The following is a 14,337-nucleotide window of genomic DNA, read 5'->3' on the forward strand; positions in this document are numbered from 1 at the left end:
GTTTCATGTCAGCGCTCCGGCGACGAGGGACGCGCTCAGAAAGCGTCCCGGCAAATACGGTTCGATATCGATGGGCGGCCGTTCGCCGGACATCAGCGCAGCAACGAGCCGCGCGCTGCCCGGCGCGGTCGTCACGCCGAGCCCTTCGTGCCCGACCGCGAGCCACACGCCCGGCCGCGCCGGATGCTCGCCGAGCAGCGGCAGCCCGTCGGGGCTCGCGGAACGGAACCCCGTCCATGCGCGGATGCCGTTCAGGTCGGCCAGGTCCGGCAAATAACCCACCGCGCGGCGCAGCATGCGCGCGAGCACGGGCGGCTCGACTTGCGCGTCCTCGGTGTCGAACTGGCGCGACGAACCGATCAGCAACTGGCCGGTCGGCCGCGGCTGCACGTTGAACGCGACCGACGTGCCGTCGCTTGCATGCGCGCTCGCGGCGTACCCCAGCTCGACGAGCTGGTGCGACACCTGGCCCGGATAGCGGTCGGTAATCAGCAGATGGCCCTTTTTCGGGCGCAGCGGCAGCTCGGGCAGCAGCGTGCGCGCGGCCACGCCGTTCGCGACGACCACCCGTTCCGCGCGCAGCGTGTCGCCGCTCGCGAGCGTCACGCGCGGACCATCGACCGCGACGGCCCGGTCGCGCCGCAACGTGATGCGCGGCGCGCGCTGCAGCAGCCAGTTCGCGGTGACGGGCGCATAGAGGATCGCGTCGCCGGGAATCTTCAGCGCACCGCCGAGGCCCGCACGCAGCATCGGCTCCAGTCGCGCGAGCGTCGCCGCGTCGATCAGTTCGCCCGCCACGCCATGCGCGGCCAGCGTCGCCTGCTTCGCGCGCGCCAGATCCATTTCGTGCGCATCGGCGGCGAGCCACAACGTGCCGCAGTTGCGGTACGCGCATCCCTCGGGCATCTCGCCGCTCAGCGCGCGCCACAGTTCGATCGAGTAATGGCTGAGCGCGAGTTCGGCCGCGTTGTCGTCCATCGCGACGAGGTGCCCCATGCCCGCGCCGGTTGCCCCGCCGCTCGCGTCGTCGACGACGAGCACGCGCAGCCCGCGCTGCGCGAGTTCGTGCGCGCACGCCGCGCCGACGATGCCGGCGCCGATCACGACGACATCCGCCTTCGTGTCACTCACGGCGCAATACCCCAGCCGAATGGGTCGTCTTCCTCGATCAGCAGCGTCGCTTCCGCGCTCAGGTGTGCGCTGCCGCGAATCGTCGGCACGATGCCGCCGTCAGCCGCTTCATAGCTCGCCTGGAACACGCTGCCAATCACGCTCGCCTGCCGCCATACGGCGCCCGGCGCGAGCTTGCCGTCGGCCGCGAGGCACGCGAGCTTCGCGCTCGTGCCGGTGCCGCACGGTGAGCGGTCGTACGCGAGGCCCGGGCACAGCACGAAGCTGCGGCTGTCGTGTTCGGGATCGTCGGCGAACAGCTCGATATGGTCGATCTCGCCGCCGTTCGCGCCGGTGATGCCCGCGCGTTCGAGCCCTTCGCGCACGGCCGACGCATACGCGGTGAGCGGCGCGACGTTGTCGCCGGCCACGCGCTGCCCATGGTCGCTGATCAGGAAGAACCAGTTGCCGCCCCACGCGATGTCGCCCTTCACGGGGCCGTAACCCGGCACGTCGAGCGCGACGCCCTTCGCATGGCGATACGCGGGCACGTTGCGCACGCTGACCGACAGGTCGTCGTGCAGCGTCGCCTCGACGGTGCCGACGGGCGTTTCGATCCGGTGCACGCCGGGCGCGATGCGCCCCATATGGTGCAGCGTGCGCACGACGCCGATCGTGCCGTGCCCGCACATCCCGAGATAGCCGCTATTGTTGAAGAAGATCACGCCGGCCGCCGCCTCGGGCGACACGGGTTCGCACAGCAGCGCACCGACCAGCACGTCGCTGCCGCGCGGTTCGAGAATGCATGCGGTGCGGTAGCGGTCGTGCTCGCGCGCGAGCACGTCGCGACGCTCGGCCATGGTGCCGCTGCCGAGCGCGGGGAAACCGGACACGACGAGTCGAGTGGGTTCGCCGCCCGTGTGCGAATCGATGATCTGGATGCGCTTCATCATGAGCCGTCCGAAGTGGGGAAAGGAGCACAGCTTCCTCCGTCGCGCGTCCGCCCGCTTGTGGCTTTTCGATGAGGACGACGACGAAATCGGCATAGTGCGAAGCGCCCTTCCCGCGCCGTCCGGCCGCTGTGCCGATTTCGTCATTTTGCTCCGCGATACGACTCAAGCGTGATGGGCATTTGCGCGGCGATACTGGTTGCACACCGACACCTCGTCGGCCGACCGATACAAACACGTAGGAGATTGAAGTGAGCCGAAACGCCATTCAGTGGACCGGGGTTTTCCCGGCCGTCAGCACCCAGTTCAAGCCGGACTTTTCCCTCGACATCGATGCCACGCACCGCGTGGTGAAGAACCTGGTGAACGACGGCGTATCGGGCCTCGTGGTCTGCGGCACGGTCGGCGAAAACACGTCGCTGTCGACGAGCGAGAAGCTCCAGGTGATCGAGGCCGCACGCGACGCGGCCGGCGGCAAGATTCCGGTGATCGCCGGCATCGCCGAATTCACGACCGAATTCGCGCGCAACACGGTGCGTGAGGCCCAGCGCGTCGGCGTCGACGGCGTGATGGTGATGCCCGCGCTGGTCTACTCGGCGAAGCCGCACGAAACCGCCGCGCACTTCCGCGCGGTCGCAACCAGCACCGACCTGCCGGTGATGGTCTACAACAACCCGCCGATCTACAAGAACGACGTGACGCCCGACGTGCTGATCGCGCTGCAGGATTGCGAGAACATCGTCTGCTTCAAGGATTCGTCGGGCGATACGCGCCGCTTCATCGACCTGCGCAACGCGGTCGGCGATCGCTTCGTGCTGTTCGCGGGCCTCGACGACGTCGTGGTCGAGAGCATTGCCGTCGGCGCCGAAGGCTGGGTGTCGGGCATGTCGAACGCGTTCCCGAAGGAAGGCGAGACGCTGTTCCGCCTCGCGAAGCAGAAGCGCTTCGACGAAGCACTCGCGCTGTATCGCTGGTTCATGCCGCTGCTGCACCTCGACGCACGCCCCGACCTCGTGCAGTGCATCAAGCTGTGCGAAGAGCTGGTCGGCCGCGGCAGCGCGATCACGCGCCCGCCGCGCCTCGCGCTGCAGGGCGACACGCTCGCGGAAGTGAAGGCCATCGTCGCGAAGGCGCTCGAAACGCGCCCGGCGCTGCCCGACGTCGGTCTCTGATCGACTCCCCTGCGGCGGCTTGCGGGCTTTCCCCCGCGCGCCGCCGTCTCCGGTCCGGCATGGCCTGCGGGCCCGTTCATACCGGCGCCCGCCCGCGCCGCGCGTGAACGTCCCGCAGCCCGCCCCGGTCGTTCGAACCGGGCGACGCCGGCCGGCAGGCTTGCGCCGCTGCTCCGTCGGAGCGCGGCGCACCTCAAGCCTGTGCCGATATTCCTCCAGGAGACACGCCCATGCCAGGCCAAGGCAACGCTCACCCGTCTGTCCCGCTTTCCCGTTCCGCGCACCCCGACGCGGGTCACGGCAAGTTCAAGAAACAGCTGTCGCTGACCGATCTCACGTTCATCGGTCTCGGCGCCATTTTCGGTTCGGGGTGGCTGTTCGCCGCGAGTCACGTGTCGACGATCGCGGGCCCGGCCGGCATCTTCTCGTGGCTGCTCGGCGGCTTCGCGGTGCTGCTGCTCGGCATCGTCTACTGCGAACTCGGCGCCGCGCTGCCGCGCGCGGGCGGCGTGGTCCGCTACCCGGTGTTCTCGCACGGCCCGCTGCTCGGCTACCTGATGGGCTTCATCACGCTGATCGCCTTTTCGAGCCTGATCGCGATCGAAGTCGTCGCCGCGCGCCAGTATGCGGCTGCGTGGTTTCCGGGCCTGACCGTCGCTGGATCGAGCGACCCGACCACGCTCGGCTGGCTCGTGCAGGCCGCGCTGCTGTGCTTCTTCTTTTACCTGAACTATTCGAGCGTGAAGACGTTCGCGAAGGCGAACAACATCATCAGCGTCTTCAAGTTCATCGTGCCGCTCGCGGTGATCGGCGTGCTGTTCACGTTCTTCAAGCCCGTGAACCTGACGATCCAGGGCTTCGCGCCGTTCGGCATGCCGGGCATCGAGATGGCCGTGTCCGCGGGCGGCATCATCTTCGCGTACCTCGGGCTCACGCCGATCGTGTCGGTCGCGAGCGAGGTGCGCAATCCGCAGCGCACGATCCCGATCGCGCTGATCCTGTCGATCCTGCTGTCGACGCTGATCTACGTGCTGCTGCAGCTCGCGTTCATCGGCAGCATCCCCACCGACATGCTCGCCGCCGGCTGGCACGACGTGAGCAAGGCGTTCTCGCTGCCGTACCGCGACATCGCGCTGGCGCTCGGCGTCGGCTGGCTCGCGGTGATGGTCGTCGCCGATGCGATGATCTCGCCGAGCGGCTGCGGCAACATCTACATGAACGCAACGCCGCGCGTCGTCTACGGCTGGGCGAAGACGGGCACGTTCTTCAAGGTGTTCACGCGCGTCGACGAAGCGTCGGGCATCCCGCGCGCGGGCCTGTGGCTCACGTTCGGCCTCGCGATCTTCTGGACCCTGCCGTTCCCGTCGTGGGAAGCGCTGATCAACATCGTGTCGGCCGCGCTGGTGCTGAGCTATGCGGTCGCCCCCGTATCGGTCGCCGCCCTCCGCCGCACCGCACCCGACCTGCCGCGGCCGTTCCGCGCCAGCGCGTTCGGCCTCACCGGCCCCGCGTCGTTCGTGATCGCCGCGCTGATCGTCTACTGGTCGGGCTGGAGCACGGTGTCCTGGCTGCTCGGCCTGCAGATCGTGATGTTCGTGATCTATCTCGCGTGCCGCCGCTGGGTGCCGACCGCGCACCTGAGCCTCGCCGAGCAAGTGCGTTCGTCCGCATGGCTGATCGCGTTCTATGCCGCGATGATCGTGCTGTCGTATCTCGGCGGCTTCGGCGGCACGGGCCGGCTCGCGCATCCGTACGACACGGTCGTCGTCGCGGCCGTCGCGCTCGTCATCTACTACTGGGGTGCGAATACCGGCGTGCGCGCCGACAAGCTGCAACTCGACGACGACGAGGACTGACGCACTCGTTCCCCTTCCCATGATCCCTTCGGCCGGGCGCTCCACGCCCGGCCCCTGTTTTTTCCGAGGAAAACCATGCAACTCACAGGTCAGCTCCTGATCGGCCAGTCCGCCGTCGCCGGACAGAACGGCACCCTCCACGCGATCGCCGCCACAACCGGCGAACGGCTCGAACCTGCCTTCGGCGGTGCGAGCCTGCACGACCTGGAGACGGCCTGCGCGCTCGCCGATGACGCCTTCGACACCTATCGCGAAACGTCGCTCGAAGCACGCGCCGCGTTTCTCGACGCGATCGGCCGCCACATCATGGCGCTCGGCGACGACCTGATCGAGCGCTGCGTCATCGAAACGGGCCTGCCGCGTGCGCGCATCGAAGGCGAGCGCGGCCGCACGGTCGGCCAGCTCGCGCTGTTCGCGTCGCTCGTGCGCGACGGCGGTTTTCTCGACGCGCGGATCGATCCGGCGCGCCCCGAGCGCAAGCCGCTGCCGCGCGTCGACCTGCGCCTGCGCAACGTCGCGGTCGGGCCCGTCGCCGTGTTCGGTGCGTCGAACTTCCCGCTCGCGTTCTCGGTCGCCGGCGGCGATACCGCGTCGGCACTCGCGGCCGGCTGCCCGGTGATCGTCAAGGCGCATTCGGCACATCCGGGCACGTCGGAACTCGTCGGCCGCGCGATCCAGCAGGCCGCGCGTGAATGCGGGATGCCGGCCGGCGTGTTCTCGCTGCTGTTCGACGCATCACGCGAAATCGGCCAGGCGCTCGTCGCCGATCCGCGCATCAAGGCCGTCGGCTTCACCGGCTCGCGCGGCGGCGGCGTCGCGCTGATGCACATCGCGGCCGCCCGCCCCGAGCCGATTCCCGTCTATGCGGAAATGAGCTCGATCAATCCCGTGCTGCTGTTTCCCGCCGCGCTCGACGCCCGCCACGATGCGATCGCGCCGCAGTTCGTCGCGTCGCTCACGCTCGGCGCCGGCCAGTTCTGCACGAACCCGGGCCTCGTGCTCGCCGTCGACGGGCCCGCGCTGCGCGCGTTCGAGGAATCGGCCGCCGCTGCGGTGCGTGCCGCGCCCGCGCAAACGATGCTGACGCCGCACATCCACGCCAGCTACGAACAGGGCGTCGCGGCGCTTCGCGATCACGCTGCCGTCGAGCTGCTCGCACAAGGCGCCGAAGGCAATCGCCTGCAGGCCCGCGCGGCGCTGCTCGCGACCTCCGCCGACGCTTTCATCGCGCATCCCGAATTGCGCGAGGAGGTGTTCGGCCCCGCTTCGCTGATCGTGCGTTGCCCGGACGCCGACACGCTGCATCGCGTGCTGAAGTCGCTCGAAGGCCAGTTGACGATCGCCGCGCACCTCGCCGACGGCGACGCGCCGCTGTTCGCCGCGCTGCGCCCACTGCTCGAGCGCAAGGCCGGCCGCATTCTCGTCAACGGCTTCGGCACGGGTGTCGAGGTCGGCCATGCGATGGTGCACGGCGGTCCGTTCCCGGCCACGTCCGACACGCGTACGACGTCCGTCGGCGCGCGCGCGATCGAGCGCTTCCTGCGCCCCGTGTCGTATCAGGACCTGCCGGACGCGCTGCTGCCGGACGCGATCCGCAGCGGCAATCCGCTGAACGTGCCGCAACGTATCGACGGCGTGCCCGCGCCGCGGGAGGCGTGAGATGACCGCATCCACCGGCGAAGTCGTCCTGTCGCTCGATGAAGTCCACGCGCTCGCGCTGCGCGTGCTGACGCACAACGGCATGTCCGACGCGCATGCGCGCGCCATCGCCAACGTGATCACGCAGGGCCAGCGCGACGAATGCCATTCGCACGGCGTGTACCGGCTGCTCGTCTGCGTGCGTTCGCTGAAGAAGGGCAAGGTCGATCCGCAAGCCGTGCCGACGCTGCGCCGGCTGTCTTCGTCGATCGTCTCGGTCGACGCGCATCGCGGCTTTTCGCTGCTGAGCTTCGAGACCGGCCTGCCGGTGCTCGTCGAGATGGCGAAGCAGCACGGCATCGCCGCGATGACGATCAACCACTGCTACCACTTCTCCGCGCTGTGGCCGGAAGTCGAGGCCATCGCGGCCGAGGGGCTCGTCGGCATCGCGATGAACCCGAGCCATAGCTGGGTCGCGCCGGAAGGCGGCAAGGAGCCGGTGTTCGGCACCAACCCGATCGCGTTCGCGTGGCCGCGCCCGGGCGGCGTGCCGTTCGTATTCGATTTCGCGACGAGCGCGATCGCGCGCGGCGACATCGAGCTGCATGCGAAGCAAGGCAAGGCGATCCCGCCGGAATGGGCAATCGATGCCGACGGGCGGCCGACCACCGATCCGAAAGCCGCGCTGCAGGGCGCGATGCGCACGTTCGGCGGCCACAAGGGTTCGGCGCTCGCGGCGATGGTCGAACTGCTCGGCGGCGCGCTGATCGGCGACATGACGAGCCGCGAGTCGATGGACTTCGACGAAGGCGTCGGCGCGACGCCATGCCATGGCGAGCTCGTGATCGCGTTCGACCCGAAGGTGTTCCTCGGCGACGATCTCGACACGGGGCTCGCGCGCGGCGAACGGATGTTCGAATCGATCGTCGCGCAGGGTGCGCGGCTGCCGTCGCAACGCCGCTTCGACGCCCGCGCGCGCAGCATCGCGCACGGCGTGCGGATTCCGAAGGCGCTGTACGACGAAATCCTGACGCTGCTCGATTGACGCGCGATCGAGCGGTGCGGCTTCATCGTCGGCAAGACGGGCGATGAAGCCGCCGCCGGGCTCCGCTGGCGATGGCCGGCTTCCGGCTTCGCGTGTTCCCGCCATTGCGTCTTCGCGCCACGCATTGTTCGCTTTGTGCGCCTACGCGCTGCCCGCCGCGCCCCACCCGCGCCGCTCGCCCGCTCCCGCCGGCGCCGCGGGCCCGGCGGCTGTGGGATAATCGCCGAGTTTGCCCAGGGCGCAGCTCAAGAGGTTGTTCGCACGGGCGCGAGAGAGGCCTTTATTCCCGTGCCTCCACCCTTTTCCCGCGATATTTCTTCAGCAACGATCATGCCCACTTACCGTTCCAAAACTTCCACCGCTGGCCGCAACATGGCAGGTGCGCGCTCGCTCTGGCGTGCCACCGGCATGAAAGACGACGATTTCTCGAAGCCGATCATCGCGGTCGTCAACTCGTTCACCCAGTTCGTGCCGGGGCACGTGCACCTGAAGGATCTCGGTCAGCTCGTCGCGCGCGAGATCGAGGCTGCCGGCGGCGTCGCGAAGGAATTCAACACGATCGCGGTCGACGACGGCATCGCGATGGGCCACGACGGCATGCTGTATTCGCTGCCGAGCCGCGACATCATCGCCGACTCGGTCGAATACATGGTGAACGCGCACTGCGCGGACGCGATGGTCTGCATCTCGAACTGCGACAAGATCACGCCAGGGATGCTGATGGCCGCGATGCGCCTCAACATCCCGGTGATCTTCGTGTCGGGCGGTCCGATGGAAGCGGGCAAGACGCGTCTCGCGAACCCGGTCACCAAGGCCATCGAGGTGAAGAAGCTCGACCTGGTCGACGCGATGGTGATCGCGGTCGACCCGTCGTATTCCGACGCCGAAGTCGCCGAAGTCGAACGCTCGGCCTGCCCGACCTGCGGCTCGTGCTCGGGCATGTTCACCGCGAACTCGATGAACTGCCTGACCGAAGCGCTCGGCCTGTCGCTGCCCGGCAACGGCACGGTGGTGGCCACGCACGCCGATCGCGAGCAACTGTTCAAGCGCGCCGGCCGTCGCATCGTCGAACTCACCCGCCAGCACTACGAACAGGACGACGAACGCGTGCTGCCGCGCTCGGTGGGCTTCAAGGCATTCGAGAACGCGATGACGCTCGACATCGCGATGGGCGGTTCGACCAACACGATCCTGCACCTGCTGGCGATCGCGCAGGAAGCCGGCATCGACTTCACGATGAAGGACATCGACCGCCTGTCGCGCGTCGTGCCGCAGCTGTGCAAGGTCGCGCCGAACACGAACAAGTACCACATCGAGGACGTGCACCGCGCAGGCGGCATCATGGCGATCCTCGGCGAGCTCGACCGCGCCGGCAAGCTGCACACCGACGTGCCGACCGTGCACGCGCCGTCGCTGAAGGACGCCCTCGACCAGTGGGACATCGTCCGCACGCAGGACGACGCGGTCCGCACGTTCTACCAGGCCGGCCCGGCCGGTATCCCGACGCAGGTCGCGTTCAGCCAGAACACGCGCTGGCCGAGCCTCGACCTCGATCGCGCCGAAGGCTGCATCCGCTCGTACGAGCATGCGTTCTCGAAGGAAGGCGGCCTCGCCGTGCTGACGGGCAACATCGCGGTCGACGGCTGCGTGGTGAAGACGGCCGGCGTCGACGAAAGCATCCTCGTGTTCGAAGGCACGGCACACGTGACCGAATCGCAGGATGAGGCCGTCGACAACATCCTGAATGACAAGGTCAAGGCCGGTGACGTGGTGATCGTGCGCTACGAAGGCCCGAAGGGCGGCCCCGGCATGCAGGAAATGCTCTACCCGACCAGCTACATCAAGTCGAAGGGCCTCGGCAAGGCATGCGCGCTGCTGACGGACGGCCGCTTCTCGGGCGGCACGTCGGGCCTGTCGATCGGCCATTGCTCGCCGGAAGCGGCAGCGGGCGGCGCGATCGGCCTCGTGCGCGACGGCGACAAGATCCGTATCGACATCCCGAACCGCACGATCGACGTGCTGGTGTCGGACGAGGAACTGGCGCGCCGCCGCGAAGAGCAGAACGCAAAGGGCTGGAAGCCGGCGCAGCCGCGTCCGCGCAAGGTGTCCGCTGCGCTGAAGGCCTACGCGAAGCTGGTCATGTCCGCCGACAAGGGTGCCGTGCGCGACCTGTCGCTGCTCGACGACTGAGAGGGGTAGTCGCCAGCACGGCCGGCTGCTTGTAACACGTAGCCGGTCGCGGGCCGTCCGACCGCCCGCTCGCCCGATCCAGAAGCCGCTCTCCGGAGCGGCTTTTTTTCGTCCTGGCCGACCGAATGCATCGACATCGTCAGTGACGGAATTCTTCCGGACCGCCGCCTCCTCCGCCACCACCGTGGCTTCCGCCGCCGTTCCCGCCGCCTTGCGGCCGCGCACCACCATAACCACCGCCGCCACCCCCACCGCCGCCCGGGTGCACCGGTACCGGCATCGAACGGCCCTCACCGCCCGGCGCGGGAGGCGGACGCATGACGGCGGCCGGCGGCGGATGCACGACGGCCGGCGGCGGCGCTGCCGGACGCGGATTGCCGGCTGCACCCGGCATCGGCGCGGGCGCGGGCGCAGCCGCAGCCGGCGGCTGCGTGCGAATCGCGCCGTTCCAGCCGCCGCGTGCAGCGGACGGTCGCGCGTCGTGCACGGGGGGCGGTCCGCCCGGTGCGGCCTGCGGCGGCCCGCCCGGTTGCGGGCGCCCCTGTCCCGGCGGCACGCCGCCCGGGCCGAGCCGCGGTTCCGCGCGGTGTTCCCACCGATCGCGGTCGTGGAACCACGGCCGGTGACGGTAGTGGCGATCCCAGTACGCCCCGATCGCGAACCCCGTGATCGGCACGCCGATGATCGCGCCATATTCGAGCAGCGGCGCGTAACCGCCCTGGTACGGATAGTCGATCAGTTGCGCGTCGATCCAGCCGCGCACGCCCGGCAGCGCGACGTCGCACCACGTGTAGTCGCTCAGGCAGCCGAACACGTCCAGCGCGGTGCCCGGCGGAATCTGCGCGACGACCGGATAGTCGGGCGCCGGCCCGGCGAACAGTTCGGCCGGCGAATTCGTGTAGCCGGTGCTCTGTGCCTGTGTAATACCTGGCGCAGCCGCCAGGCCGAGCAGGACGACGTACAGGCTTCGGACAATCGTGTTCCTCATGATGCTCTCCCGCACGGTGCCGCCGCGCGCCGGTCAATGCCGATGCCCGCCCCAGCCGCCACCCCAGTGGCCGCCGCCCCACGGACGATGCCCGTACCCGCCGCGTCCACGCCAGCCGCCGCCCCATCCGCCCCAGAAGCCGACCGAGATCGCCGGTGCGCCCCAGCCGTACCAGCCCGGGTAATACGCGGGGGCATAGTACGGATACGGATAGGGATACGGCGGCGGATAGGCCGGCGCGACATAGACGGGAGCCGGGTCGACCACCGGCGGCACGACCGCCGCCGCAGCCGAGCCCGGCGCAGTGGTGCCCGGTGCAGCCGGCGTGACGGGGATCTCGCGCTGCGTCAGCGTGGCCGGCGCCGGTGCGTAGTACGGAGCATAGCCATACGGACTCGTGTAATAGCAGCCGCCGAGGGTCAGCGTCGTCAATGCGAATACCGCACACCTCGCGACAGGAATCGGGGTCATGTGTTGCTCCGGCAGAATCCGCGCGTCGCCGCCGGGCGCGCGCCTGACTCTAGCTTACGTCCCCTGCAGATTTCCGCTCGGTATGATCGGTTACTTTTTGTTTCCTGCACCGGACGGGCGCGCGGGCACGCCGCGTGCTGGCCCGTCTGCCGCGCTCGCGTTGAAGTTCGCGCAAATGCCCTCAACTTGAACGATGTCAGGCTGGCCGGCGCGGACGGGGTTCGCGAACAACCGGCGGCCCGAAACCAGCGGACTTCGGCCCGCCCAGACAGGAACGCGGTTCACGCCGCCATCGACATGACTACGCCACGGCCCACTCCCCGGGCGGACACGCCGCTCGATCCGATCATCCAGTTGCTGGCGCTCGCCGGCGAACAGGGTTATCTGACCCACGCCGACCTCGTCGACGCGCTGCCGCCCGAAAGCGACAGCCCCGACGCGCTCGACGTCGTGCGCGCCGCGCTCGCCGACATCGGCATCGCCGTGCTCGACGAGCCGGCCGCGCCTGCGCCGTTCGCCGGTTCGGCGCCTGTCGACGTCGATCGCGATGCGCTCGACGAAGGCCGCGCGATGCTCGGCGACCTCGCACGCGGCACGAGCGCATCGACCGATCCGCTCGCCCTCTACATGCGCCGCATGCAGGCGGTGCCGCTGCTCACGCGCGAAGGCGAAATCGTGCTGGCGCGCGAGATCGAGACGGGTCGCCACCAGATCCTGCACGCGCTCGCCGGCTATCCGGCGGCGGTGGACGCGCTGCTTGCGCGTCATCGCGCAACGGCCTCGACCAGCGCAGCCGGATCGTCCGACGACGACGCCGGCGACACGCCTGCGCCGGCCAGCTACGACGCGCTGCAGGCGGCCGTCGCGGCCTTGCGCGGCGCGTTGCACGCGCAGGGCTTCCGTTCGGCCGAATACCGTGACGCACGCAACCACGTCGCCGCCCTGCTCGGCTCGATCACGTGGGTCGCATCGGCCGTCGACGACGCGAGCGGCGTCGTGCGCACGCTCGTGTCCGCGCCGCATGGCGCCGCGGCGGGCGAAGCCGCCTGCTTCGACACGGTCGCGCGGCGGGCGCTCGCCGCAGCGCTTGCCGACGGCCAGCAGAAAGTGCGCGACGCCACGCGCGCGATGCTCGAGGCGAACCTGCGGCTCGTGCTGTCGATCGCGCGCAAGTACATGAACCGCGGCGTCGACCTGCCCGATCTCGTGCAGGACGGCAGCCTCGGCCTGATGCGCGCGATCGAGAAATTCGAATACCGGCGCGGGTTCAAGTTCTCGACCTATGCGACCTGGTGGATCCGCCAGGCGATCGCGCGCGCGGTCGCGGATCGCGCCCGCACGATCCGCGTCCCCGTGCACGTCGGCGACCAGTACCAGCGGGTACAGCGGCATGCACTGCGTTTTCAGCAGCGCACGGGCCGCCGGGCGACGCCGGCCGACCTCGCGGCCGAAACCGGCCTCGACGAGGACAAGCTGCGCGCGGTGCTCGCGCTGCCTGCCGAGCCCGTGTCGCTCGACGCGCCGCTGCCCGACGCCGACACCGGCCTCGTCGAGCTGATCGAGGACCAGGCGTCGGCCAGCCCGTTCGAGCAACTGGCCGACACGCGCATGCGCGAATGCGTGAGGTCGCTGCTCCGGTCGGTCACGCCGGCCGAGGCCGACGTGCTGCGCCGGCGGTTCGGCCTCGGCGGCGCCGAGCCCGATACCTACGACGCGATCGCGCAGGACGCGGGCATGTCGCGCGAACGGGTGCGGCAGATCGAGAAACGGGCGCTCGCCGCGTTGCGCACGGCCGCCGAGGCCGAAAATGCGCAATCGTTCCTCGACGCGTGACGGCGTCACGCGACGCACGGTCGTGCCGCTTTCCGGCACGACCGTGCGCTTCGAACCTGTGCTACGTTTGCCATTGACGTGCGTCAAGTTTTCTTCATCGCGTGTCGTGACAATGATGAAAAGCCGACCGGCGCATCGTTAGCCGTGTCCATTCCGTTTGTGCGTCCCCAGGTCCCTCGCCATGCAGATGACCGTCAGCCAAACGTTCGAGGAAAACCGGCATATCGCGGCCTGCCTGCGCGAGGCGGCGCAGCGGCTGGCTGACCAGGGCGCGAATCCGTACCGGGTCGCAGCATACCGCGCATCGGCGGAGACGGTCGACGCGCTCGACCTCGACATCCGCACCCTGTTCGAGTCCGGCGGCGTCGATGCGCTCGGGATGCTGCCCGAAGTCGGCACGGGCGTCGCCCAGGCGATTGCCGAGCTGCTGGTGACGGGGCGCTGGCGCCAGCTCGACCGGCTGTGCGGCGACGCCGAACGCACGTCCGCGTTCGAAGCGGTGCCGGGCATCGGCCACGCGCTCGCGCTGCGCATTCACGACCTGCTGCACATCGATACGCTCGAGGAACTCGAACGCGCGGCCCGCAACGGCCAGCTCGAAACGATCTCGGGCGTCGGCCCGCGGCGCGCGGCCGGCATCCGCACCGCGCTCGACGACGTGCTGAGCCGCCGCCGGCGCTGGCAGGGCCACGTGCAGGACGCCGGCCGCGGCACGGAGCCGCCCGTCGAACTGCTGCTCTACATCGACCGCCTGTACCGCAACAAGGCCGCCGCGGGCGTATTGCCGACGCCTGGCGTCGTGCAACGCGTCACCGCGCATCGGCGCCCGAATGCGGACGACACCGTGCCGCTGCCCGTGATGCACATGACCAAGGGCGGCTGGCATTTCACCGCGCTGTGCCTGCACGCCGCGATGCGCACGCCGGAGGCGTCCCGCCCGACGGACTGGGTGTCGCTCTATTTCTACGACGCCCTGCAACGCGAGCATCAGCGCACCGTCTTCACCGAAACGTACGGCTCGCTCGCCGGCAAGCGCATCGTGCGCGGGCGCGAGCAGGAATGCCGCGTGTATTACGCGGGATAA

11 protein-coding genes are annotated in these 14,337 nt (G+C 69.5%); 7 read left to right on the forward strand and 4 right to left on the reverse strand.

Translation table 11 applies throughout. From position 1 onward, the window contains the following. Positions 1-3 precede the first annotated feature (3 nt). Together CFB82_RS27065 and CFB82_RS27070 are read right to left on the reverse strand one after the other, a co-directional pair. Complete coding sequence (locus CFB82_RS27065) at positions 4-1,131, reverse strand: NAD(P)/FAD-dependent oxidoreductase (protein WP_089486011.1); 1,128 nt, start codon at positions 1,129-1,131, stop codon at positions 4-6. Next, the gene (locus CFB82_RS27070) at positions 1,128-2,060 is read right to left on the reverse strand and encodes a 4-hydroxyproline epimerase (protein ID WP_089486292.1); all 933 of its coding nucleotides are present in this window, start codon (positions 2,058-2,060) and stop codon (positions 1,128-1,130) included. The genes CFB82_RS27065 and CFB82_RS27070 overlap by 4 nt, the downstream gene beginning before the upstream one ends. 251 nt (positions 2,061-2,311) lie before the next feature. On the opposite strand from CFB82_RS27070, the gene CFB82_RS27075 reads away from it, so the two are divergent. The 5 genes from CFB82_RS27075 (at position 2,312) to ilvD (ending at position 9,961) form a co-directional block, all read left to right on the forward strand. Further along, on the forward strand, positions 2,312-3,232 hold the full coding sequence (locus CFB82_RS27075) for a dihydrodipicolinate synthase family protein (RefSeq protein ID WP_006484863.1): 921 nt from the start codon (positions 2,312-2,314) through the stop codon (positions 3,230-3,232). A gap of 230 nt (positions 3,233-3,462) precedes the next feature. Continuing rightward, on the forward strand, positions 3,463-5,088 hold the full coding sequence (locus CFB82_RS27080) for an APC family permease (protein WP_089486012.1): 1,626 nt from the start codon (positions 3,463-3,465) through the stop codon (positions 5,086-5,088). Between the two features lie 75 nt (positions 5,089-5,163). Beyond that, positions 5,164-6,747: an aldehyde dehydrogenase (NADP(+)) gene (locus CFB82_RS27085; RefSeq protein ID WP_089486013.1), complete on the forward strand. Its 1,584-nt coding sequence runs from the start codon at positions 5,164-5,166 to the stop codon at positions 6,745-6,747. Position 6,748: 1 nt separating this feature from the next. Continuing rightward, positions 6,749-7,771, forward strand: coding sequence for an Ldh family oxidoreductase (locus CFB82_RS27090; protein WP_089486014.1), 1,023 nt, complete (start codon positions 6,749-6,751; stop codon positions 7,769-7,771). Positions 7,772-8,101: 330 nt separating this feature from the next. Further along, positions 8,102-9,961 carry a dihydroxy-acid dehydratase gene (ilvD, locus tag CFB82_RS27095; protein WP_069251334.1) on the forward strand — a complete coding sequence of 620 codons (1,860 nt, stop codon included), beginning with the start codon at positions 8,102-8,104 and terminating at the stop codon, positions 9,959-9,961. Positions 9,962-10,100: 139 nt separating this feature from the next. Here ilvD and CFB82_RS27100 read toward each other — a convergent pair whose 3' ends face one another. Next, a complete protein-coding gene (locus tag CFB82_RS27100) occupies positions 10,101-10,949 on the reverse strand; it encodes an SH3 domain-containing protein (RefSeq protein WP_089486015.1) in 849 nt (282 codons plus the stop codon). A 33-nt stretch (positions 10,950-10,982) separates the two neighbouring features. Beyond that, entirely contained in the window at positions 10,983-11,420 is a 438-nt protein-coding gene (locus CFB82_RS27105; RefSeq protein ID WP_089486016.1) for a hypothetical protein, read from the reverse strand. 297 nt (positions 11,421-11,717) lie between these two features. Between CFB82_RS27105 and CFB82_RS27110 the strand changes: the two genes are divergently transcribed. Together CFB82_RS27110 and CFB82_RS27115 are read left to right on the forward strand one after the other, a co-directional pair. Further along, positions 11,718-13,253, forward strand: a complete 1,536-nt coding sequence (locus tag CFB82_RS27110) for a sigma-70 family RNA polymerase sigma factor (RefSeq protein ID WP_089486017.1) — start codon at positions 11,718-11,720, stop codon at positions 13,251-13,253. A 181-nt stretch (positions 13,254-13,434) separates the two neighbouring features. Continuing rightward, positions 13,435-14,337, forward strand: coding sequence for a helix-hairpin-helix domain-containing protein (locus CFB82_RS27115; protein ID WP_069251328.1), 903 nt, complete (start codon positions 13,435-13,437; stop codon positions 14,335-14,337).

Source organism: Burkholderia sp. HI2714 (genome assembly GCF_002223085.1).
Classification (GTDB): Bacteria; Pseudomonadota; Gammaproteobacteria; order Burkholderiales; family Burkholderiaceae; genus Burkholderia; species Burkholderia lata_D.